Origin of the sequence: Aeromicrobium sp. UC242_57, assembly GCF_044452305.1 — a bacterium.
In the GTDB taxonomy this organism is placed as follows: Bacteria; Actinomycetota; Actinomycetes; order Propionibacteriales; family Nocardioidaceae; genus Aeromicrobium.
Genome location: NZ_JBIOAM010000003.1, coordinates 1,515,924 through 1,536,757 on the forward strand (window position 1 = coordinate 1,515,924; position 20,834 = coordinate 1,536,757).

A 20,834-nucleotide genomic window follows, 5' to 3' on the forward strand; every position below is an offset into this window, starting at 1 on the left:
GGGCGAGGCTGGCCCCCGACGTCCAGCACGTGCGCTGGGCCCTCGAAGAGCTCCGCCTCGAGCCTCCTTGCCCAGAACCTCAGGACGGCGTTCCCGGTGTCGGTCAAGCGCGTCACGGCCCTGGTCGACGACCTCTAACCGCAAGATGTCGGCGGTTTTGCGTCGTCCCGGGACCGGGATGGACACAAAACCGCCGACATCTTGATCGAGGGAGAGTCAGACTCCGAGCAGGTCGATCACGAAGACCAGCGTCTTGCCCGACAGGTGGTGTCCGCCGCCGGCGGGGCCGTAGGCCAGCTGGGCGGGCACACGAGCCGACGGCGTCCGCCGACCTTCATGCCGGGGATGCCCTGCTGCCAGGCGCCGATCAGCTGCGGGAGCGGAGAACGTGCGGACTGGCCGCGGTCCCAGGAGGCGTCGAACTGCTCGCCGGTGTCGAACTCGACGCCCACGTAGTGCACGTCGACGAGTCCGCCGGGACGGCCTCCGCACCGTCACCCACGATGAGGTCGGTGATCTGCAGCTCGGTGGGCGCGGGGCCCTCGATGAAGTCAATCTCAGGCTTGTTAGTCATGGCGACAATCCTTCCACACGAATGGCTGGCAAGATCGAAGCCATGCGCGCCACCGTCCTCCATGCAGCCCGTGACATCCGCCTCGACGACGTGCCGACCCCGCAGATCCTTGCCGACACCGACGCGATCGTCCGGGTCGTCGCAGCCTGCATCTGCGGCTCCGACCTGTGGCCCTATCGCGGTGTCAACGAGGTGACTGAACCGCTGCGCATCGGGCACGACTTCGTCGGCGTGGTCGAGCAGGTCGGCGCCACCGTCACGAACGTCACGCCCGGCGACTTCGTCATCGCGCCGTTCACGTTCTCCGACAACACGTGCAAGCTGTGCGAGCGCGGCGTGCACACCTCGTGCGTCAACGGGGGCTTCTGGGCCACCCCGACAAGGCGGGCCATCTGGCCGACGGCGGCCAGGGCGGAGCTGGTCCGTGTGCCGTGGGCCGACGGCACCCTGGTGCCGCCCCCGTCCGAGCCTGACGCCGCGCTGATCCCCACCTGCTGACGTTGTCCGACGTGTTGCCCGACCGGCCACCACGCAGCCACGTCCGCCGGAGTCACCGCAGGCAGCACGGTCGTCGTCGTCGGAGACGGCGCGGTCGGTCTCAGCGCGGTGCTGGCCGCCAAGCGCCTCGGCGCAGCCCACGTCATCGCGATGTCCCCGCCACGAAGACCGTCAGCGGATCGCCCAGCAGTTCGGCGCCGACGAGATCGTCGCCGAGCGCGGCAAGGACGGTGCTGCTGTCGTCCGCGAGATCCTCGACGGCATCGGTGCCGACTGCGTGCTCGAATGCGTCGGCACCGCTGACAGCATGAAGCAGGCGATGCTCTCGGTGCGCCCCGGTGGCCGGGTCGGCTATGTCGGCGTCCCGCACGACGTGCAGCTGAACGTGCCGGCGATGTTCGGACGCAACGTGGGCCTGGCCGGCGGCGTCGCACCCGTGCGCCACTACATCGAAGACATCCTGCCCGAGGTGCTGGACGGATCGCTGACGCCCGGCGACGTGTTCGACCTCGTGGTTCCGCTCGACCAGGTCGCCGACGGCTACCGGGCGATGAACGAACGCACAGCGATCAAGACGATGCTGACCCTGTGAAGGGCACGGCTTCGACGACAGCATCGAGGTTGAGCGGCCCGTAGACGTGCGGGAAGGGGCAGCGGCTCCTCCGCAACATCGTCGAGGCCCAGGGCGACGTCAGCAGATCGGTGTCGATCGTCAGCCGGGATGACCGGACCGGTCACCCCGCCGTAGAACTTCGCATGCACTGCATCGACCTGTTCGGCCTGCGAGCAGTGGATGAAGCCGACCTCGGCCAGGTCGAGTCCCAAGGTCGAGACCGTGTAGGTGCCGACTGCCTGGGCGTCTTCCCAGGCGGCTGCCAGGGCGAGGTGGAAGATCTTCACAGCAGCCGTTCGGCGCCCTCGTTGAGGCGGGTAAGACTCCGCGTGAAAGCAGTGATCTCGTCGGGGTCCCAGTCGTCGAAGATCAAGGTGAGCCGCTCGTGCGCCCGGCGGCGGTACTCGACGATCAGACGCTGGGTCTCAGGATTGGCGACCAACAGCTGAGCGCGACCGTCGTCAGGGTCAGGCACCCGAGTGATGAGACCCCAGCTTCTCGAGCGTGGCGGCCGCCCGGCTGGCCGTCGACTTGTGCACGCCGAGCTCTTCGGCGAGCTTGAGCCCCGGATGCCGTCGACCGCGTCGCAGATCGTCAGCAGGAAGGTGAAGTTGCCGTAGTCGAGCTGGGGTGGATCTCCCCGACGTCCGGAGGGCGCGGCCACGCACGCGGCGCACGAATCGGGTCAGCGAAGTCGACGTCAGAAGGTCGGCTGGGAGTTCGCTCGTCATAGGTGAACCCTATAGACCACAGAACTCCCCGACCACTTCGGGGAGTTCTGTGTCGAAAGCGACGTGCGGGGTCGAGCTTCAGCGCAGCTCGGTCGATGTGAGTCCGAGAAGTCGCCGCGCCACGATAGGCTGCTGGATCTGCTGCGTGCCCTCGAAGATGTCGAGGATCTTGGAATCGCGCGACCACTTCTCGATCAGCTCGTGCTCGCTGTAGCCCAGCGTTCCGACAGCTCGACGCACCGCAGCGTGATCTCGTTGCCGGCCCGGCCGGCCTTGGCCTTGGCCATCGAGGCTTCCATCGAGTTGGGCTTGCGGTTGTCGGCCAGCCACGCTGCCTCCAACGTCAGGAGCAGCGCGGCCTCCCAGTCGGCCTCCATCGAGATGAACGCCGCCGCCGCATAGGACTGGGCCTGCACAGGCCGGTCGTAGTCGATCACGACACCCGCGTCCTCGAGCAACCGTCGGGTGTCTTCGAGCGCCGCACGGGCGCCATCCCACGGCCATGCCCGCGACCAGCGGACGCGTGTTGTCGAATGTGGCCATCGCGCCGGCGAAGCCCTGCTTGACGTCGATCTCGGGATTGCCCAGCAGGTTCTCGGCGGGCACCCGGCAGTTGTCGAGCACGATCACCGCGGTGTCGGAGGCACGGATGCCGGCTTGTGCTCGAGGCGCTCGACGCGGATGCCGGGCAGGCTCTTGGGCACCAGGAACGACTTGATCGCCGCCCGACCCAGCGACTCGTCGAGCGTCGCCCAGACCACGACCGAGTCGGCACGGTCGCCCGAGGTGACGAAGATCTTCTCGCCGTTGAGGATGTACGCGTCGCCGTCCTTGACCGCCGTGGTCGTGATGGCAGCCGAGTCGGAGCCGAAAGCTCGGCTCGGTGATCGCCATCGCGGCCCAGGTGCCCTTGAACCGGGCGAGCTGCTCGTCGCTGGCGACCGAGGCGATCGCCGAGTTGCCGAGGCCCTGACGTGGCATCGACAGCAGAAGGCCGACGTCGGCCCAGCACATCTCGATGACCGAGAGCACCGACGACATGTTGGTGCCGTTCTTGACCTTGCCTGCGCCAGCCTGGTCGTCGTCGTCACGGCGGACACCGGCGGCGCCGGCACCCTGGCCCTGGCCCGAGTCGCCCATGCCGTCGACCAGCGAGGCCAGCAGGTCGAGCTCCTCTGGGGTAGGCGTGCTCGGCGAGGTCGTACTTGCGCGAGTTGGCGCGCAAGAATCTTCGGCGACCTGGTGGGCCTGCTTGACGAAGGGACGGAACTTGCGGGGAGTCTCAAGATTGATCATGGTGTGTCCGCCCTCAGACGAGGACTGCTCCTTCCATCAGGCCGACAGCACGCAGGTCGCGATACCACCGTTCCACGGGATGTTCCTTGACGAAGCCGTGGCCGCCGAGCAGCTGGACGCCGTCGGTGCCGATCTTCATGCCGTACTCACCAGCCAGCCGGCGCGCCAGCGCGACCTCGCGGGAGAAGTCTTGGCCGCGTTCGGCACGGGCGGCAGCCTTGAGCGTCACCAGACGCATGCCTTCGAGCTCGATCGCGATGTTGGCGACCATGAATGCGACGGCCTGCCGGTGGGCAATGGGCTCGCCGAAGGCCGAACGAGTCTTGACATACTCGGAGACGTAGTCGAGCACCGCACGGCCCGTGCCGAGTGCGAGGCTCGCCCAGGCGAGGCGGGACAGTCGGATGCACTCGCGGTAGTCGTCGGCGGAACCTTCGCCGAGGATCGCATCGGTCGAGACCTCGACGTCCTCGAGCACCAGGCGGCTGAGCCCGGCTGCCCGTAGGCCCATGCTCGGATCGGCCTCGATCGACACACCCGCGCTGGCGGACTCGACCACGACGAGCGTCGGGCCGCTGCCCTCGATGTCGACACCGATGAGGAACAGCCGGCCTCGCTGCCGCGCACGACGCCCGACTTGACGCCGTTGATCACGAGCGATCCGTTGCGCCGGACCGCTGTGGTCTGCAGCTTCGAACGGGTCGAACAGTGCGCGTGGCTCGGCGATCGCGAGTGCCGCGGTCGGGATGTCATCGCCGACGAAGGCGGGCAGGTAGGTCTGCTGCTGGTCATCGGTACCCCACAGCGAGATGGCCGTCGCGACGGCGGACGGCGCCAGACAGGCGACGGCCTGCCCCATGTCGCCCTCGGCGAGGGCCTCGGCCACCAGGACACCGGTGACCGCGGAGCGCTCTTCGGACAGGCCGCCGAGCTTCTCGGGGATGTTGATCAGCGTCAGCCCGAACTCGCTGGTCTGGGCCAGCACCTCCTTGGCTGTGTCGTTGGACGTCTCGGCATCGGCAGCGCCGGGACGCAGCACCTCGGCCGAGAACTCCTTGATGACGCCGACGATCATCTGCTGGTCGTCGGTGGGCTCGAGGTCGAAGACACCGGCATCAGCCGGCTGGTTGAGGCGCTGGGGCTTGCCGGAGCCCTTGACGCGCTTGAACGCACGACTCGTCGCGCCGGCTACCCGGAAGCCGCCACGGGCCCCTTCGTAGACGGCGCGCTCGGTGGTCTTGCGCAGCTCAGCTTGTCGATGGTCGGCGCGCTGGCGATGCGATTGAGCACCGCCAGTCCGAGTCCCATGGGATCGCGACGAGTGGCCACGGCTACTCCTAGAAGTCTGGGTCGGGTCGGACTGAATTGCCCGCCACATCAAAAGTGTAACTCGCGTTTGCACTTTCGATACCAATGGTATTCCACTTCACATGGCGGTACCAGCACCGGCGGTCGATTCCTCGCTCGATAAACTCGGATCGTGACTTCTACCCCTTCGCAGTCCGCCCGCTGCCCGCCGGCGGCTCTGTCCGTCCCATCACTCGATGGGGCACCCCCGTGATGCACCACGGCCGAAGGACGTCACGGAGTTCGACGACGAGCTGCGCACCCTCGTCGCCGACATGGTCGCCACGATGTATGCAGCCCGCGGTGTCGGCCTGGCAGCGAACCAGGTCGGCGTCGACCTCAAGGTCTTCGTCTTCGACTGCCCTGACGACGAGAACAACCAGATCACCGGTGTCGTCTGCAATCCGGTACTGACCCTGCCCGAGGGCAAGGAGCGCAATCTCGAAGACTCCGACGAGGGCTGTCTGTCGTTGCCGGAGCGTTCACCGGCTGCGCACGTCCCGATCTCGCCCACGTCAGCGGCTTCGACGAGAACGGCGAGCCGGTCGAGTTCACGGGAGACGGCCTGCTGGCCCGCTGCCTGCAGCACGAGACCGACCACCTCTTCGGCACCGTGTTCGGCGACCGCGTCCCCGAGCGTGCGCGCAAGAAGCTCTACAAGCAGCACCAAGCTGGCCGACGACTACCCGGACGACTGGCCCGTCACGATCCTCGTAGACGAGGACGCCATCGAGCGCTGACAGCGCCCCAGCCGTCGTCAACGGCCGGACCCGACACGAGGAGGAGCAATGGCCGGCATGCCGCACACCACGGCACCGTCATCGATCCCCCTGACCCTCAAGGCCATCCAGGACGCGACCGTCCCCGGCAAGGTGACCGCTGCCTTCCTGGAGGCCAACGGCATCCCGGCCGGCGAGGGCGGTCACGTCGTGGGCATGCTGCGCTCGCTGGGCTTCGTCGACGGCGCAGGACGACCGACCCTCACCTGGAACCGGTACCGACGCCCCGATCATGCAGGCGTCGTGCTCGCCGGAGCGCTCCGCAATGCGTACGCTCCCCTGTTCGTCCGGTATCCCGACGCACCCGACCGCGACCTGGCCTCCCTGGCCAAGGTCATCCGCCGCCACACCGAGTACTCCGAGCACCACGTGACTCGCACGGCCGAGTGCTTCCTGGCGCTGACGCAGCACGCCAACTTCTCGGTGTCGGTCATCCAGACGTCCAAGAGCCCGGCTTCCCGCCAGATCAGGCTGACCCCCCACGAGCGGCTGCTGGCGATGCGGCGGCTCACGGCTGCCTACCAGGAAGCGCTCGAGTGCACCCGGCACGGCTGTACCGTCCTGCCCACATCTCGGTCTGGAACGGCTTCACGGCGCTCGCCCTCACGATGCTCGCCTCGAACGACTTCGCGGCCGTGCGGGCGATCCGGCCGAGCTGGTCCGGCGGAACGATCGAGGACCTGTCGGTGCGCACGACCGGCGGCTGCTCCTCGAGATGCTGTCCTCGCTCGACCTCTGCACCGGCGAAGAAGTCGACGACCTCGAGATCTTGATGCAGGCTCGCGACGACTCGGCCCGGCCGACGTTCTTCACGCCGTCGGCCGACGAGACCGCCGACTACCTCAGCGACGTCGTCACGGCGGCCCTCGTCCTGATCAGCCGCGCCGAGACGGCTGACGCGCTCCCTCCACAACCATCCGAGTGAACAGTAGACTGAGGATCGTGATGGTGACCGAGGTAGACCCGCAACGCTTGCGCCAGGTGTGCGAGCGCTATGGCGTGGCGTCCTTGGAGGTGTTCGGGTCCGCAGCCGCGGCGACGATCACCCCGATAGCGATGTCGATCTGCTGTACGTCTTCAAACCTGACGCCGTGACAGGATTTCGGATCTTCGAGCTGGAAGACGAGCTCACGGAGTTGTTTGGCCGGCCTGTTGACTTGGTCGGACGGAACGCCATCAACAAATACATCCGTGAGCAGGTGCTTGCTGACGCGAGACCGCTGTATGCGGCGTGAGGACCTCTTCATCCACGAGATGATCGACGCCGCCAACGCGATCGCATCATCGTCGATGCCGCGCGGGTCCATCTGCCGCCGATGCTCGACCATCTTTCAGCGGCGCTCAGCGCTCTCCAAGGATCCACTGCCGACGAACAGTGAGACAGCACTACCACGATCGCTGACTAGCGGCTGCGCAGCTTCCCCAGCACGCCACCGCGACCGATGACGCGACGTTGAGCGAGTCGATGTCGGCCGCCATCGGGATCGTGACGCGGTAGTCGGCGCCCTGCTCCCAGTGCGCCGTGAGGCCGTGCCCCTCGGACCCCACGATGACCGCCAGGCGCTCGACGTCGCGCGGCACCTGGTCGATCGCCACCGAGTCATCGGCGAGCGTCATGGCATACGTCGTGTAACCGGCCTCCCGCAACAGCTCGGGCGCGCCGTACCAGTCGTCGACCCGCGCGTACGGCAGCCAGAACACCGATCCCATCGAGACCTTGATGGCTCGCCGGTACAGCGGGTCAGCACACCGCGGAGACAGCAGGACCGCATCGAAGCCCAGCGCAGCGACGCTGCGGAAGATCGCGCCGACGTTGGTGTGGTCGGCCAGGTCCTCGATCACGACGACGCGGCGCGCATCGGCCAGAACCTGCTGAGGAGTCGGCAGCTCGGGACGCTCGAGCGCTGCGAGGGCGCCCCGGTGCACGTGGAAGCCGGTGACCTTCTCGACCGACTTCTCGTCGAGCACGAAACACGGCGCGTCGGTGGTGTCGAGGATGTCGGAGAGCCCGTCGAGCCACTTCGGGGCCATCAGGAACGATCGCGGGGTGTGGCCTGACTCGACCGCCCGGCGAACGACCTTCTCGCCCTCGGCCAGGAAGATCCCACCGGCGACCTCGTGCTTGAGCCGCATCTGGACGTCGCGCAGATCGACGTAGTCCCGCAGGCGCGGATCGTCCAGGTCTTCCAGTCGTACGATCTCGGCCACCGCGTTAGCCTAGCGACCATGAGTCTTGATCGCCCCGTCACACCCGATCCCTACCACCTGCTGCCTGCTACGGCCTCGTTCACGGTCACGAGCACCGACGTGAGCGACGGGTTCCCGCTCAAGGACGACCAGGTCAACCATGCAGGTGACACGTCACCGCAGCTGTCGTGGAGCGGTGCGCCCGAAGGCACGAAGTCGTACATCGTGACGTGCTTCGATCCCGATGCGCCGATCGTGTCGGGCTTCTGGCACTGGACCGTCGTCGACATCCCGGCCGACGTCACGACGCTCGACACCGGTGCCGGCGCGTCCGACGCGACCCTTCCGGACGGCGCGTTCCACGTGCGCAACGACGGCGGCGGGCTGTCGTACATGGGCGCCGCTCCCCCGCAGGGCGACCAGGTGCACCGCTACTACTTCGTCGTCCACGCGGTCGGCGAGGAGACGCTCGGCGTCGACGCTTCCGCATCGCCAGCCGCCGTGGGCTTCAACCTGGCCTTCAAGACCTTGGGCCGCGCGATCATCCAGGGCACCTACGCCCACTGACAGGGCGAAGTGACCTGCAGGATCAGCCGAACCGACCGTTGACGTAGTCGGCGGTACGGGGGTCCTGCGGGTCGCCGAACATCGCGTGCGTCGACCCCTGCTCGACGATGACGCCCGGCGTTCCGTGCGCTGCGAGGAAGAACGCAGCACGAGCTCGACACCCGCGCGGCCTGCTGCATGTTGTGGGTCACGATGACGATCGTGACGTCGCGGGCGATCTCGAGGATCGTCTCCTCCACGACACGCGTCGACGTCGGATCGAGCGCCGAGCACGGTTCGTCCATCAGCAGGACCTTGGGCTTGACCGCCAGCGAGCGTGCGATGCACAGCCGCTGCTGCTGCCCGCCCGACAGTGCTGACCCCGGCTGGTGCAGCCGGTCTCGGACCTCGGCCCACAGTCCGGCGCGAACCAGGCTCTCCTCGACGAGCTCGTCGCGAGCATCGCGCGAGATCCGGGTGCCGGTGATCCGCAGACCGGCCAGCACGTTCTCTTGGATCGACATCGACGGGAACGGATTGGGCTTCTGGAACACCATGCCGATCGACTTGCGGGCCTCGGGTGAGCTGGCGCTGGGGGTCGTAGATGTCCTGACCGTCAAGCAGCACCTTCCCAGCCAGCGACGCGCTGGGCACGAGGTTCGTGCATGCGGTTGAGGATCCGCAGGAACGTCGACTTTCCGCAGCCTGACGGCCCGATCAGCGCCGTGACCTTGCCGGCCTGCATCTCCAGGTCGACCCGGTCGAGCACCTTGCGGTCGCCGAACCAGGCTGATACCGCCTCGGCGCGCAACGTCGACGGGGCCGACGCCGCAGCGGGCACGGAAGGCAGGATCGTCGTCTCGTCGGTCAACGTCATGGTGGTGCCCTTCGGTGGGTGGTGTCACGGTCCTGTGGGTGGTGGGGCCTCACCCGAGAGAGGCCCCACCGCACGAGGTGCTACTTCTTGGCGATCGTGATCTTCTTGGCTGCGGACTTCTTGGCGTTGTATCGCGTGTCGCCCTTGTAGCTGATCGTCACGGTCCACTTGCCGGCCTTCTGCTTGGGCACCTTGACCTTGACCTGACCATTGCCGGCCACGGTCTTGTTCCTGATCGTGACCGTCTTGCGGCCCTTCTTCAGGATCACGTCGACCTTGCCCGTGGGACGGGCCAGCCCGGAGGGCGTCGCGAGCCTGACCGTCAACGAGCCGGCCTTCTTCGCGGTGATCTTCTTGGTGACCTTGAACGTCGGCGCCGCCACGGCGCCCTTGCTCACGGAGTAGGTGTGCGCCGCCGAGACTCCGGAGGCGGCGATCGCCGCGTCGGAGGTCGTGAACGCCACCGTGACGGCCCGCTTGCCCGGAAGCAGCTGCCCTTGGGGATCGTCAAGGTGGCCCGGCCGGAGCTGTCGAGGACCCGTTCGGCCTGGCTGACGACAGTGGTGCCCGACTTCAGCACGACCTTGCCCTTGGCCGGAGTCGATCCACCGGACACCGTGACGACGACTGCTCGCGCCGTTCCATACGTGATGGCCCCGCCCAGGCAGGGGTCAGGGTCGCATCGGGCGCCGTGGCCTCACCCAGGTCGGGTGCCCCCGTGACGGACCACGACGTCCCGTCGACCTTGACGAACGTCGAGGCGTAGTCGTCCGAGACGCCACCGGGAGCAGAGCGCGTCCCGCAGGCGCAGCTCGTACACGTCCGTGAAGCTGTCGGCCGTCGACGTGTTCTCGTAGCCCTGCACGATCTGCTCCAACGTGATCGCCCGGCTGGAGTTGCTGACCGCGAACGCCTTGCCGTTGAGCGCTGGCGGGTGGGTGACGTCCAGCTTGGTCGTGCCGGTCGTCTGCAGCCCGGTCCAGGCACCGGGGGCCGAGGAGGGGCTCGGGACGTGCACGAACAGACTCGCGTGGGTCGCGCCGGCCGCGATGGCTCCGTCCGCCGCGACGAAGGCACCGAATGGCTCGTCGATGTCGCCGCCCGTCACGACAGCACCTGCCGCGTCGTAGATCTTGAGTGGTGCGCTCAGCTGGTGCGGGTCGGCGACTGTTGCGTTGTCACCTTCGAACCAGTCGAGGCTGGTGTCGGCGTACGCGACGGTGCCGGCGCTGACGGCGATCAGGAATCCGAGTCCGGCCACAGCCGTTCTGGGGGTGCGGATCCTCATGGTGTGTCTCCTCATGGATGGGGCGCTGGCAGGGGGTGCCGGCAAGTGGGGGGATCAGTCGGCGACCGCGGATGCGGCGCCAGAGCAGGACTGCTGGCCGCCAGCCACGAGCTTCCACTCGTCGCCGTCGATCTTGAGGTCTGCGGTGTCGTACTTCTCGGTCGTGAGGGTCCCGGCGGCCGGTGTACCGAGGTACACCCGAAGCTGGACATATCCCTCGTGCTCGGCGGGGAACGCCGCAGTGAAGTCGGCCAGTGAGGTCGACTCCTTGGTCAGACGCACCGCTGGTCGGGCTGCATCGGCGAGCAGGGAGGCCTTCGTCAAGGTGTTGCCACTGAACTCACGTGCCTCGACCCCGGCCCGAGGCTGGTAGGCGTACAACGCGGCCACGGCACCATCGGGTGCGTACTGCTCACCCAGCGCCGTCTCACCGAGCACGTACGCCGCGAAGGGACGGGCGTCGACCTTGCCGCTGGTGACGGCAGACCCCGTGGCGTCGCAGAGGGTCAGCCGACCTGCGGACTGTGGATCCGTGTACGGAACGACGTCCTCGCTGCCGACGACCTTGGCGGCCACGAGCCCGGCACCGACCACGATGACGGCGGCGGCAACGACCAGGAAGGATCGGCGAACCCGGCGGGGCTGCGTCTGCAAGGTGGTGGTCACGGTGGGTCCGATCTGGTCGAGAGAGTCTGGTGGGTGGGCTGGCCGGCCAAGCGTTCGGTGTACGCCCGGCCGGCCAGGTCTTAGTCGATCTGCGGGCTGTTGGTCTCGTCGTAGACCTGGTAGTCCGGCGTGATGCCGGCTGCCGCGATCAACGCGCGTCCTGCCTCGGTGTCGACGAACGGGGCCGGGCCGCCCGGGTTGAAGAACAGCGCCTGGACCCAGTTGAGCGTGCTGCCCGGCTGCCAGGGGGTCGTGCTGTTCAGGTCAGACTTGCGGAACACGCCGTTGTAGGCGAAGTTCGTGCCGTACGGCGCCGCAGCGTTGCCGGTGGTGCTGGCGGTCGCGCTGGGGTCCAGAAGCTTGATGCCTGCGACGTCCGCGGCGAGCCGCTTCTTGCCGCCGGTGTAGGTGCGAGTGCCGTTGTACGGGTTGGTCTGGTCGCCGCCGTCCTTGGCGACGGTGTAGAAGCCGCTCTCGACGACCTTGAACCGGCCGCGCGGGAACGGCACGATGGCGTTCTTGCGCTGCGCCTCCGGCAGGGCGGGAATCGCGGTCGGGTCGTTCTGCTGCACCTGGATGCTGTTCGGGTTGCCGGTGCCCGTGAAGGTCGTGCTGCCGGTCTGCGACTTGACGCCGTTGACGAACGTCGTCCACATGCCCGCGTCGCTGGGCAGCGTCAGCGGGATGATCGTCTCGGAGCCGGCCGATCCCGCGTAGCCGGGAACCTGGCTCCACGTCGTGTAGGTGCCGTTGTAGATCTTCTCGATCGTGTCGCCCGACAACGTCGCCGGGGCGTTGGTGGTCGTGGAGGTCGCGATCAGCTGACGATCGGTACCGATCTTGACCGAGTACAGCTTGCTGCCCAGCTTGGAGTCTGCCGTGTTCTGGTCGGTCGTGGTCGGCAGGTTGGGCGTACGGCCGACGTCGATCCAGCCGCCGACGCCGTCGATGACCTCGTCGTTGACGATCGCCGTGAGACCTCCGCCGCCGCCACCGGACGGCCGGACGATCAGCCCCTGCCCCCGCACGCAGCGAGATCGTCGGGTCGAGCAGCTTGACGTCGCTCTGCTTGACGTACTTGGTGCCGTTGTCGCCGACCGCGCCGTTGCCTGTGACGGTGGGCAGCAGCGAGGCGTCCACGTAGGCGCTGCGGCCCTGGGCGTCGCCCGACGAGTCGAAGTTGACGAACCGCCAGCGGTTGCCGGCCGTGTTGTAGCCCGGCAGCTGCCGGTAGCCGTCGGCCAGGAAGTTGAACGAGGTCTGGATGATGTCCGACCCCGTCGTCACGACGTCCTGGGGCTGGGGGGCCAGGTCGGCGTGGGCGGCGCCCTGCGAGCCGAGCAGGGCGCCCGAGGCGATGAGGCCGGAAGCGGTGAGTCCGACGACCGCACGTCTGGTGAACATGGTGTGCCTTTCATGAAGCTCGGTGGGGGGTGATGCCGGGCGCAGCTTCGGGGGCTTCGGACATCAACTGACGAGGAACGTATCGGTCGTCAACCCCCCCGCTTTCGGCGTCTCATCCCATGAGATGCGCCCCTAGATCAGGCCAGGAAGCACTAGGGATGCCAGCGAAGAAGCCACCCAGAGGGCCGCGCCCAGCGTCGGCAGAGCGACGATCCAGGCGGCGCGTGGTGACCAGCGTTTCCAGGCCCAGGTCACGGCGGCCAGCACGATCAGGACGACCTGCAGGGCCAGCGCGGCTGCGCCAGCGTCGACACCGTGAGCTTGCCGGTCATGTCAGCTCGTGCCCGGGTCTGCCGGGGCGACAGCACCGGCCGGAGCGGCCTTCTCGAGCTCCGCGTCGACGTACATCGTCGTCGCAGGTCTCAAGCCGCCGAGCAGGCCCGTGGACCGCAGCGATGTCACGAGGCGCAGCTGTCCCTCGCCAGCCTGGGGCGGCGCAGGGATCGGATCGCCCTTGACCCGGAGTCCGGTCACGGCGTACGTGAAGCTGCCTTGGCCGTTGGCGACCCGGATCGCGGCACCGGGTTAAGCTCATGGAGTTTCCCGGGACGGGGCCCCGAACGTGAACGACTTGCCGACGACGGTGCTGACCCCCTGCTGGCCCGGGAGGACCGTGCCGGTCTCGTGCCCGACGCCGTCCTGCAGCTCGGCGTTGCGCGTGCCTTCGACCACCACGAGGTTCGAGATGTCCAGGTCGGGCACCGAGATCAGGCAACCGGGTCCCCGACCGCGATCGGTGCACCAGTCGGGCCTTCACCCAGTGCGAACGTGGTGCGCACCTCGTCGTACAGGACGTGCTGGGTGTGTCCCTGCTCGAAGCCGCTGAAGACCGCCAGGTAGGCCACGATCCACAGACACGCCAACGGCACTCCGAGGAGCGCACGGGCGAAGCCGATACGCCACGGGCTCACGGCTGCGCCGCGGCGGAGGAGAGTCGTCGACCGTGCCGGTGTGCAGGATCGTCTGCGGTGGGGCCGTGAGGACGTCGGTCATCGCCCCCGCGTCCGCTCTGCCCAGGCCCGGCGACCACGACGGACCGTCGCACCCAGCGGCTCCCACCAGCGCATCACGGAGCCGACAACACCGGCCAGCAGCGCCGCAAGCAGCAGCAGTGGCATCCCGAGGTCACCGAGCATCGAGCCCTGTCCAGCCGTCAGCAGCACCTCGGGCGCCACGTTGTCGTCCGCGGCGACCGCGACGTCCTCGGTCGCTGGCACGTCCTCGACGACCGGCGAGTCCACGACAGGATCTGCTGCGGGAGCCGTTGACGGCGTCGACACCGGCTTGGCCTTCGTGGGTGAGCACGCCTAGACGCATCACCGGCACGGTCGTCCAGAGCGGGCACCGCGCCCTTCTGCTGCCGCACCGCGGCGATGGCGTTGACGACGTACGATCGCTGCGCTCCCAGCCCGTTGGCCTCCGTGATCGGCAGGTACCCGTCCGGCGGCTGGCCGTTGGCCTGCCCGGGTCGCTGGCCGCGGTCGACGGAGTAGCACAGGAACCTGGTCAGCTTGTCTGCCACCGGCTGCTCGAGCCCGGAGGTCGGCACTGTGGCGTAGACCGGCAGGGCTCCCGGGTAGGCCTTGGCACCCCGTGCAGTCGACAGCGCCTTGTAGTCGAGGTTCCACTGCTTGCCGTCGGGCTTGAGGACCTCTGCCGCCGCCTTCAACGACGAGGCGTCGCCGGCTGTGAACGTGCGGCCGTCGGCATTCGTGAACTGCGTCGCTGCCGGCACGTTCGACGTCGTCTGCAGCGCCGCCGTGCGCAGGTTGTAGCGCTCGGCCGATGACAGGGTCACGAGTCCGAGCACGAACCGGAAGCCGACCGACTGGGCGCCTTCCAGCTGAGGCTCAGGCTCGTGGGGTCGTTGCCGTCGTAGGCGCAGCCTGTCCGGACGCTCGACAGGCCGAACTGCAGGTTGACCAGGATGCTGTTGAGCGTCGCAGTGGGGTTCGCGACGAGCTGCAGGTACGGCGACGGGGTCTCCCGGTAGCACGGGTTGACCGATGCGTCGGGCGCGATGAACTCGTCGAGCAGCGGCCAGTTCTCGACCGGCAGCTCGATCCCGCGGTAGTTCGGGTTGACCTTCATCCCCCACGGATCTGCAGCGCCGTCGAGCCAGGCGCGTGCCTCGGGATCGGCATCGATCCAGCTCGTCATCGCCCAGACGAGATCGGCATTCGACGACAGGTTCTGCAAGGTGGCGGCCGACTCCTTGCTGGAGTTGCTGAGCAGGCCTGGGTCGAGCGCCTGGAACTCCGGGTCGACCGAGATGTTGAGCGGATTGTCTTGCAGACCCGGATTGTTGTTGCGGACGAAGCTGGCCGCCGGGTAGGACGCCGACAACAGCTTGGCCACGAGTCGGGCATTGAGCTTGAGGCTCTCCTGCCGTTCCCGATTCGGCGTCGTCGATCGTGAACGCGATCGCGAAGCCCGTGAACGTCAGCGGCGCCTGGACGACAGGACGCACGATGCTCTCCCCCACCGGTGCTGTCGTGAATCCCGCAGGGGAGCTTCGTTCTGGTTGATCGACCTGCGGGCCAAGGAGTCGGACTGCTGGATGTGGGTGAAGTTGAACAGCGACTTGTCGGTGCAGAACTTCGGCCGCCACGACGCGGCGAGCCGTTCACCGCGACCGACCCGATCAGCTCGACCGGCTTGGTCTTCGACTCGGCGTCGCACACCTCGCCGGTCACGGCGAACTCGAGCGGAACGGTCAGCCGGTTGCGCCAGTTCGACTCGCTCCACCAGTACGTTCCCCGGACGGCCGCATCGGTCGTCTGCACCGAGCTGCCCTCCCCCGGCTCGTACTTGCCGGTCGCCGTGCACGACGTGTTGCCGGCCGTCTTCTGCGCCGACGTCAGGGGTGTCCCGCTCTCGTTGGTCTGCTCGACCCCGTCGGGCAGACGGTGCCCCCAGGCGTCACAGCTGAGCCCCACGATCGGCACCGCGACCAGCGCGCAGTCGACGTCCGCGGTGCAGCCCAGCGAGGCGTTCTCGGCCTTGCTCCACACCGCGAAGTCGGCTCGACCCTTCCCATCGGCGCCCGTGATGCCGTAGGTGGTGTTGCTCGGCAGTCCCCCGTTGGTGTCGGCCGACTCCGGCGCCTGTCCGATGCAGCCGCGGTCCGGGTCGGGACCTCCCTGGTAGACCGGTGCCGCCAGCTGCGGCGAAGTGCAGCCAGCGCGACGACTGAGGCTCCGTGCCGCAGGCCTCGGGCCAGGGGTCGGGCGTGTCGACCAGAGCAGCACGATCGGCCGCCAGCGCGTGCGCGTCGAAACGCCAGCCCGGTGTCGCTGTCGCGCCGGAGACGTACCGCTCGGACGTCGTCTGGGTCCAGCAGTTCTCGGGCCGCAGACGGCTCTGGCCCTTCGGCACCTTGCCCGTCGTGTCGACGCCGCGGCACTGCAGCAGCACGAAGGGATACTCCTGGTCCTTGCCAGCGCTGCTGTTGACGTTCGTGACGAGCGCACGGGTGGGAACGGCCCCCTCCCAGCTGACCTCTAAGCTCCTGCCGTCCACGCAGACTGGTGGTCTGTGAGACGGTAAGCTTCACGTCGTTGCGCGAGATCTCGCGCGACGTCCCGTCCTCGTCGATCACGGTGCGAGTGGCAGTGACCTTCTTGGTCACCGCACCGCTCGCGGCGGTGGCTCCCTGGTCGAAGGCAGGCAGCACGACCGCTGAGGTCGCCAGCAGTGCCGCGACGACGAGCATCCGGGTTCCTACGACGCGACGCATCATCGTCGGCCTCCTGACCGGTCGACCCAGTGACTGACGATCGGCGGAAAGCCGAGCGCCGCGAGCAGCAACCCGATCACGAGGGCCGTCAGCACCGGCGACGGGCCGGAGTGCGCATCGGCAGGCAGCGTCGACGCGACGGGGGTGGCCGTGCTCGCGACCTGCCCGCTGGCCGCCTCGACGACAGCGCCGTCTGCCGCGACAGGGGTGTCAGCAGCGGGACCGCCTGCCACCGCTCCCGGGGCCGTCGTACCGGGCTTCACGTCGGACTTCGGCACCTTGCCGACTTGTCGGGATTGGCGTTGAAGGCCCCTGCTCCCTCCACGCACGGTCCCTTGCCGGGGCGGTCGCACTCGGCTGGGTACGGGGCGATCTTGGCCAGGTAGTTCTGGCTCGGCTTGCCCGGGACGAATGTCGGGTTGTGGCAGTTCTTGACGTTCTTGATGATCCTGGCGTCGAACGAGACCTTCTTGTCCGCCAGCTTCAGCTTGTTGATCTGGGCGAACCCGGCCTGGACGAGGTTGACCGGCAGCGGCGAGTAGCCGATCGGGCCGACCTCCGACTGCCCTTCGCAGATCGCGTGCTTCAAGAAGTCGACGACGGTCTGCCGCTTGGCGGTCGTCATGCGCTTGTCGTTCGCGGCGGTGGGGATGATCGCGTACACGTAGGACGACAGCGGGTAGGTGCGCTTGTCGGAGTTGACGTAGACGCCGTCGAGCTTCTGGGTCAGATAGTCCGGATCCTTCGGATTGGAGTTGATCGTGGCCTTGGTCAGCGCCACGGCGACGTTGTACTGCGTCGGCAGCGTGTAGTAGCCGGCCCGGTTGAGCACCTTCGCGACGGGGTAGTTCGCCATCAGCGGATAGGAGTACTCCTCCATCGCGATCGACCCGTTCGCGCCCTTGCTCTTGATGAAGTTCATGACGCCGTCCGAACCTGCCTGCCCCTTCTGCGGCCCACGCGAGTCGCCGCAGTTCAGGGGAAGTAGTCGGTCGGCGCGAGGCGTCCGCCATTGCACTCCTTCCACAGACCTGCGTGCTCGGCCACGAGCCAGGTCGTGAACTGGTTGGTGATGCCGGCACCATCCGAACGGACGACCGGGATCACGGGGATGTCGGGCAGCGCCTTCCCGTTGTTGTCCTTGGTGATCTGCGGGTCGTTCCAGCTGTCGATCTTGTTGGTGAAGATCTTGGCGATCGTGTCGCCGGACAGACGCAGGTTGCGCACGAGCTTGCCGCCGACCTCCAGGTGGTACGGGAACGACGTGCCGCCGGCCACGACCGGCAGGTAGGCGAAGGACCGGCCGAGCGGCGAGTCGTCGGCGCCGGTCGTCGGATCCTTGCCGCGGTAGGGCGAGTCCGTGATGCCGAAGTCGGTCGACTTGTTGGCGTAGTCCTTGCGTCCCTGCGCGGCGCCGTTGGGGGTGTAGACGACCTTGAGGCCCTTGGCATCGACATCGGCGACCCACTCGCTCAGCGCGTTCCCGGCCCAGCTCGAGCCGGATCCCTGGATCAGGGCGTGCGAGACCGCTGCGCTGGCCGCACCGGGCCCGGACAGCAGCACCAGGGTGGCCGCCAGGGCGATCAGCACCGGGCGGAGGAGTTTCGGCGGGAGGGGTCTCACAGCTTCCTGGCTTTCTGCGTGCCACCAGGCGCGCGAACACGAACAGACTGAGGACCACGACCAGCAGCACGGCGGCTGCGGCGTAGCCACGCTCCTCGAACATCGGGGAGCCGGAGGACACCCCGCTGAAGATGAACAACGGCAACGAGTTCATGGGCTCGTGAAAGGGATTGGCCGTCAGGTACGTCGATGCACCCGATGTCAGCAGCAACGGCGCGGTCTCGCCGACGGTCCGGGCCACACCGAGGATCAACGCCGTTGCGAGACCGGGTCGGGGCCGTCGGCAGCACGACGTGCCACACGGTCTGCCACTTCGTCGCCCCGAGGGCGTAGGAAGCTTCGCGCAGTCCGCCGGGGACGACGCGCAGCACGACGTCGCTGGCCCGGGCCATGATCGGCAGTGCCATGACCGTCAGCGCGAGTGACGCCGCGAAGCCGCTCGTCGGCATGCCCAGGTGGACGATGCAGACGGTGTAGATGAACAGGCCCGCCACGATCGAGGGCATCGCGGTCATCGCCTCGACCACGGCCCGCACCCAGCGCGAGGTGCGTCCGCCGACTTCCGAGGTGAACACTGCGGTCGTGATGCCCAGCGGCATCGCGATCATGACGGCGATCGACACCTGGATCACGGTGCCGACGATCGCATGCAGGATGCCGCCCTTGTCGAAGCTGTCCGTCGCCCGGACCCCGGCCATGTCCTGGGTGTAGAAGTTCAGGTGCATCAGGGGCTCGATGCCCTTCCAGGCCGTCGAGATCACCGTCGACGCCAGGACCAGCCCGACGATGACGGGTGCTGCGGCGACCAGGGTCGAGATGACTCGGTCGACCACGACGGCGCGCGGGCGGTCGAGGGCCGTCAGCACCCCGAGGAGGATCACGAACAGCGCGTACCAGGACACGATGAATCCCAGTCGTCCGGTGAACGGCAGGATCTGGGTGTACACGAGCCAGGTCAGCGACAGCGAGGCCACGACCGCCCCGAGATAGGTCAGCCGGTCCTCGCGGGTGGCCCGCCCGGGTCGCCTCAGCTGCTCGGGCCCCAGACCATCGTCGGAGAGCACCTTCTCGACGGTCAGCACGTCGACACTCGATATCTCGCTCTCCGCCCCGGAGCGAGACCGCGCGACGACCGCCGCAGCGAGCCCGTTCACCGCCATCGTCGTGACGAACAGCAAGAATCCGGCCGTCAGCAGCGCCGAGAGCTGGGCCGGCGTGGCTTCCTTGTAGCCCGTCGCGATCAGCGAGGAGATCGTCGACGTGCCCGCCTCCAGCACCCGGATCTTGATCTCGAAGGTCTGCGTGATGACCAGCACGACCGAGATCGTCTCGCCCAGCGCACGACCCAGCGCAAGCATCGACCCTCCGATGATCCCGCTCTTGCCGAATGGCAGGACGACGTGGCGCACGACCGCCCAGCGGGTGCCGCCCAGCGCCAGGGCTGCCTCCTTCTCGCCCAGCGGCGCCTCGGCGAACACCTCGCGCATCACCGACGTCGCCATCGGGAAGATCATTGCCGCGACGGCGATCGCGGCGATCGCGGCCGAGCCGGCGTACGACGGGTAGCCGGGAGCCTGGTTCCAGATCGGGAAGTCGACGTCGGTGCGGACGTTGAACGGCGGGAACCAGCCGAAGACCTTGCTGAGCCAGTGCGTCACGTGCGTTCGCGTGGGGCTGCACCACGAGCAGGACCCACAGCCCGAACACGATCCCGGGCACTGCGGCCATCAGGTCGACCAGCGTGATCAGGATCGGCTTGATCCGCGGCGGCGCCCAGTCGGTGATGAACAGGGCCGTCGCGAGGGCGAGCGGCACCGCGATCAGCAGAGCGATCAGTGCGACCTCGAGCGTCCCGAGCGCGACGGCAGCGATGCCCAGGACGTCCTGGCTCGGCAGCCAGCGGTACTCGGTGAAGAACGACCAGCCGTACGCCCTGAACGTCGGCACGGACTGCAGGCCGAGGAACAGCGCGATCGCGAACACGATCGCGAACACCAGCAGCGCGATGGTCCGGGTGCCCCGGACGAACCACAGGTCGCCACGGGTCAGACGCGCCGTGACCTGGCGCGGCTGATCGACCACCTGGCTCTCGAGTGCCACAAGCGTCCCATCGTCTGAAGGTGCATACCGACAGCGAAATCTATGGGGACAGCAGACGATTCGATGCGCATCTCACAGTCTGAAACCGGTGCGAACCGGGGGCCTCGTGTGCGTGGTGCGGGCCGAGTCAGCGAGCGGCGTACGAGTTGGCGCGCGCCAAGACGTTTCGGACGTAGTCGTCGGAATGGTCGTACGAGAACACTGCCCGGGTCCAGCCTTCACCCGTGGTCAGGTCTGCTCCGGACGCACACAGGTAGCGACCGGCGGCGTAGGCCGCATCGAAGATGTTGTGCGGATCGTCCTTGCCGTCGCCATCACCGTCGGAGTGCCACTTCTCCCAGGTGGAGGGAATGAACTGCATCGGGCCGATCGCGTGGTCCCACGACGTGTCGCCGTGCCACTGCGCCGACTCGGCGTCGGAGCGGATCGCCGCCATGCCCGCGCTCCCGTCGAGGGCGGGACCGATGATCTGGAGCGAGGTCGTGCCGTCAGGCAACAGCTGGGGA

At 67.9% G+C, this 20,834-nt stretch carries 29 protein-coding genes and 4 pseudogenes; 10 read left to right on the forward strand and 23 right to left on the reverse strand.

All coding sequences use genetic code 11. The annotated features are described in order from the left end of the window. Window positions 1-216 precede the first annotated feature (216 nt). A pseudogene (locus ACHMWU_RS20110) lies at window positions 217-574 on the reverse strand (FKBP-type peptidyl-prolyl cis-trans isomerase). Window positions 575-616: 42 nt separating this feature from the next. Here ACHMWU_RS20110 and ACHMWU_RS20115 point away from each other — a divergent pair. Together ACHMWU_RS20115 and ACHMWU_RS20120 are read left to right on the forward strand one after the other, a co-directional pair. After that, window positions 617-1,072, forward strand: a complete 456-nt coding sequence (locus ACHMWU_RS20115; protein WP_396046263.1) for an alcohol dehydrogenase catalytic domain-containing protein — start codon at window positions 617-619, stop codon at window positions 1,070-1,072. A 205-nt stretch (window positions 1,073-1,277) separates the two neighbouring features. Continuing rightward, entirely contained in the window at window positions 1,278-1,664 is a 387-nt protein-coding gene (locus tag ACHMWU_RS20120; RefSeq protein WP_396046926.1) for a zinc-binding dehydrogenase, read from the forward strand. Here ACHMWU_RS20120 and ACHMWU_RS20125 read toward each other — a convergent pair. From ACHMWU_RS20125 to ACHMWU_RS20145, 5 genes and pseudogenes are all read right to left on the reverse strand, one after another. Next, window positions 1,613-1,972 (reverse strand): DUF952 domain-containing protein, encoded by a 360-nt coding sequence (locus ACHMWU_RS20125; protein ID WP_396046265.1) that lies wholly within the window; start codon window positions 1,970-1,972, stop codon window positions 1,613-1,615. The genes ACHMWU_RS20120 and ACHMWU_RS20125 overlap by 52 nt on opposite strands. Beyond that, a complete protein-coding gene (locus ACHMWU_RS20130) occupies window positions 1,969-2,349 on the reverse strand; it encodes a MarR family winged helix-turn-helix transcriptional regulator (RefSeq protein WP_396046267.1) in 381 nt (126 codons plus the stop codon). The genes ACHMWU_RS20125 and ACHMWU_RS20130 overlap by 4 nt, the downstream gene beginning before the upstream one ends. A gap of 145 nt (window positions 2,350-2,494) precedes the next feature. Beyond that, window positions 2,495-2,853, reverse strand: a pseudogene (locus ACHMWU_RS20135) (acyl-CoA dehydrogenase family protein). A 189-nt stretch (window positions 2,854-3,042) separates the two neighbouring features. Further along, entirely contained in the window at window positions 3,043-3,531 is a 489-nt protein-coding gene (locus ACHMWU_RS20140) for an acyl-CoA dehydrogenase family protein (protein WP_396046269.1), read from the reverse strand. 194 nt (window positions 3,532-3,725) lie between these two features. Continuing rightward, window positions 3,726-5,090, reverse strand: a complete 1,365-nt coding sequence (locus ACHMWU_RS20145; protein WP_396046271.1) for an acyl-CoA dehydrogenase family protein — start codon at window positions 5,088-5,090, stop codon at window positions 3,726-3,728. A 182-nt stretch (window positions 5,091-5,272) separates the two neighbouring features. On the opposite strand from ACHMWU_RS20145, the pseudogene def reads away from it, so the two are divergent. From def to ACHMWU_RS20160, 3 genes and pseudogenes are all read left to right on the forward strand, one after another. Then, window positions 5,273-5,799 (forward strand): annotated as a pseudogene (gene def / locus ACHMWU_RS20150) (peptide deformylase). 48 nt (window positions 5,800-5,847) lie between these two features. Next, complete coding sequence (locus ACHMWU_RS20155) at window positions 5,848-6,735, forward strand: DUF5343 domain-containing protein (RefSeq protein WP_396046273.1); 888 nt, start codon at window positions 5,848-5,850, stop codon at window positions 6,733-6,735. A gap of 86 nt (window positions 6,736-6,821) precedes the next feature. Then, window positions 6,822-7,073 (forward strand): nucleotidyltransferase family protein, encoded by a 252-nt coding sequence (locus ACHMWU_RS20160; protein WP_396046275.1) that lies wholly within the window; start codon window positions 6,822-6,824, stop codon window positions 7,071-7,073. 151 nt (window positions 7,074-7,224) lie between these two features. Here the strand turns inward: ACHMWU_RS20160 and ACHMWU_RS20165 are convergent, their stop codons facing one another. After that, the gene (locus ACHMWU_RS20165) at window positions 7,225-8,046 is read right to left on the reverse strand and encodes a TrmH family RNA methyltransferase (protein WP_396046277.1); all 822 of its coding nucleotides are present in this window, start codon (window positions 8,044-8,046) and stop codon (window positions 7,225-7,227) included. Window positions 8,047-8,064: 18 nt separating this feature from the next. Here ACHMWU_RS20165 and ACHMWU_RS20170 point away from each other — a divergent pair, with 18 nt between their 5' ends. Continuing rightward, the gene (locus ACHMWU_RS20170) at window positions 8,065-8,592 is read left to right on the forward strand and encodes a YbhB/YbcL family Raf kinase inhibitor-like protein (RefSeq protein WP_396046279.1); all 528 of its coding nucleotides are present in this window, start codon (window positions 8,065-8,067) and stop codon (window positions 8,590-8,592) included. A gap of 22 nt (window positions 8,593-8,614) precedes the next feature. Here ACHMWU_RS20170 and ACHMWU_RS20175 read toward each other — a convergent pair. From ACHMWU_RS20175 to ACHMWU_RS20225, 11 genes and pseudogenes are all read right to left on the reverse strand, one after another. Next, a pseudogene (locus ACHMWU_RS20175) lies at window positions 8,615-9,448 on the reverse strand (phosphate ABC transporter ATP-binding protein). A gap of 80 nt (window positions 9,449-9,528) precedes the next feature. Continuing rightward, a complete protein-coding gene (locus tag ACHMWU_RS20180; protein WP_396046281.1) occupies window positions 9,529-9,912 on the reverse strand; it encodes an Ig-like domain repeat protein in 384 nt (127 codons plus the stop codon). A 233-nt stretch (window positions 9,913-10,145) separates the two neighbouring features. Further along, window positions 10,146-10,736: a hypothetical protein gene (locus ACHMWU_RS20185; protein ID WP_396046283.1), complete on the reverse strand. Its 591-nt coding sequence runs from the start codon at window positions 10,734-10,736 to the stop codon at window positions 10,146-10,148. A gap of 54 nt (window positions 10,737-10,790) precedes the next feature. Then, on the reverse strand, window positions 10,791-11,402 hold the full coding sequence (locus tag ACHMWU_RS20190; protein ID WP_396046285.1) for a hypothetical protein: 612 nt from the start codon (window positions 11,400-11,402) through the stop codon (window positions 10,791-10,793). Between the two features lie 80 nt (window positions 11,403-11,482). Beyond that, the gene (locus ACHMWU_RS20195; RefSeq protein ID WP_396046287.1) at window positions 11,483-12,430 is read right to left on the reverse strand and encodes a substrate-binding domain-containing protein; all 948 of its coding nucleotides are present in this window, start codon (window positions 12,428-12,430) and stop codon (window positions 11,483-11,485) included. A 709-nt stretch (window positions 12,431-13,139) separates the two neighbouring features. Beyond that, window positions 13,140-13,340, reverse strand: coding sequence for a hypothetical protein (locus ACHMWU_RS20200; RefSeq protein ID WP_396046289.1), 201 nt, complete (start codon window positions 13,338-13,340; stop codon window positions 13,140-13,142). A 57-nt stretch (window positions 13,341-13,397) separates the two neighbouring features. Then, window positions 13,398-13,568: a hypothetical protein gene (locus tag ACHMWU_RS20205; protein ID WP_396046291.1), complete on the reverse strand. Its 171-nt coding sequence runs from the start codon at window positions 13,566-13,568 to the stop codon at window positions 13,398-13,400. 5 nt (window positions 13,569-13,573) lie between these two features. Next, a complete protein-coding gene (locus tag ACHMWU_RS20210; protein ID WP_396046293.1) occupies window positions 13,574-13,777 on the reverse strand; it encodes a hypothetical protein in 204 nt (67 codons plus the stop codon). Between the two features lie 78 nt (window positions 13,778-13,855). Next, a complete protein-coding gene (locus tag ACHMWU_RS20215) occupies window positions 13,856-14,041 on the reverse strand; it encodes a hypothetical protein (protein ID WP_396046295.1) in 186 nt (61 codons plus the stop codon). Continuing rightward, on the reverse strand, window positions 14,020-14,664 hold the full coding sequence (locus ACHMWU_RS20220; RefSeq protein WP_396046297.1) for a hypothetical protein: 645 nt from the start codon (window positions 14,662-14,664) through the stop codon (window positions 14,020-14,022). The genes ACHMWU_RS20215 and ACHMWU_RS20220 overlap by 22 nt, the downstream gene beginning before the upstream one ends. Beyond that, window positions 14,661-15,224, reverse strand: a complete 564-nt coding sequence (locus ACHMWU_RS20225) for a hypothetical protein (protein ID WP_396046299.1) — start codon at window positions 15,222-15,224, stop codon at window positions 14,661-14,663. Before ACHMWU_RS20225 ends, ACHMWU_RS20220 begins: the two co-directional genes overlap by 4 nt. A gap of 204 nt (window positions 15,225-15,428) precedes the next feature. On the opposite strand from ACHMWU_RS20225, the gene ACHMWU_RS20230 reads away from it, so the two are divergent. The 3 genes from ACHMWU_RS20230 (at window position 15,429) to ACHMWU_RS20240 (ending at window position 16,642) form a co-directional block, all read left to right on the forward strand. Next, window positions 15,429-15,926 (forward strand): hypothetical protein, encoded by a 498-nt coding sequence (locus ACHMWU_RS20230; RefSeq protein WP_396046301.1) that lies wholly within the window; start codon window positions 15,429-15,431, stop codon window positions 15,924-15,926. A gap of 142 nt (window positions 15,927-16,068) precedes the next feature. Beyond that, window positions 16,069-16,407 (forward strand): hypothetical protein, encoded by a 339-nt coding sequence (locus ACHMWU_RS20235; RefSeq protein ID WP_396046303.1) that lies wholly within the window; start codon window positions 16,069-16,071, stop codon window positions 16,405-16,407. Further along, window positions 16,397-16,642 carry a hypothetical protein gene (locus tag ACHMWU_RS20240; protein WP_396046305.1) on the forward strand — a complete coding sequence of 82 codons (246 nt, stop codon included), beginning with the start codon at window positions 16,397-16,399 and terminating at the stop codon, window positions 16,640-16,642. The genes ACHMWU_RS20235 and ACHMWU_RS20240 overlap by 11 nt, the downstream gene beginning before the upstream one ends. On the opposite strand, the gene ACHMWU_RS20245 is transcribed toward ACHMWU_RS20240, so the two are convergent. Genes ACHMWU_RS20245 through ACHMWU_RS20260 form a run of 4 tightly spaced genes read right to left on the reverse strand, consistent with a single transcriptional unit; the run spans window position 16,605 to window position 19,886 of the window. After that, window positions 16,605-16,868: a hypothetical protein gene (locus ACHMWU_RS20245; protein WP_396046307.1), complete on the reverse strand. Its 264-nt coding sequence runs from the start codon at window positions 16,866-16,868 to the stop codon at window positions 16,605-16,607. The genes ACHMWU_RS20240 and ACHMWU_RS20245 overlap by 38 nt on opposite strands. Next, window positions 16,865-17,527, reverse strand: a complete 663-nt coding sequence (locus ACHMWU_RS20250) for a hypothetical protein (RefSeq protein WP_396046309.1) — start codon at window positions 17,525-17,527, stop codon at window positions 16,865-16,867. The genes ACHMWU_RS20245 and ACHMWU_RS20250 overlap by 4 nt, the downstream gene beginning before the upstream one ends. 53 nt (window positions 17,528-17,580) lie before the next feature. After that, window positions 17,581-18,195, reverse strand: a complete 615-nt coding sequence (locus ACHMWU_RS20255) for a substrate-binding domain-containing protein (RefSeq protein WP_396046311.1) — start codon at window positions 18,193-18,195, stop codon at window positions 17,581-17,583. A 29-nt stretch (window positions 18,196-18,224) separates the two neighbouring features. Next, window positions 18,225-19,886 carry an ABC transporter permease subunit gene (locus tag ACHMWU_RS20260; protein WP_396046313.1) on the reverse strand — a complete coding sequence of 554 codons (1,662 nt, stop codon included), beginning with the start codon at window positions 19,884-19,886 and terminating at the stop codon, window positions 18,225-18,227. A 10-nt stretch (window positions 19,887-19,896) separates the two neighbouring features. Between ACHMWU_RS20260 and ACHMWU_RS20265 the strand changes: the two genes are divergently transcribed. Continuing rightward, on the forward strand, window positions 19,897-20,346 hold the full coding sequence (locus ACHMWU_RS20265) for a hypothetical protein (protein WP_396046315.1): 450 nt from the start codon (window positions 19,897-19,899) through the stop codon (window positions 20,344-20,346). Window positions 20,347-20,455: 109 nt separating this feature from the next. On the opposite strand, the gene ACHMWU_RS20270 is transcribed toward ACHMWU_RS20265, so the two are convergent. Then, window positions 20,456-20,824 carry a lytic murein transglycosylase gene (locus ACHMWU_RS20270; protein ID WP_396046317.1) on the reverse strand — a complete coding sequence of 123 codons (369 nt, stop codon included), beginning with the start codon at window positions 20,822-20,824 and terminating at the stop codon, window positions 20,456-20,458. Window positions 20,825-20,834 lie beyond the last annotated feature (10 nt).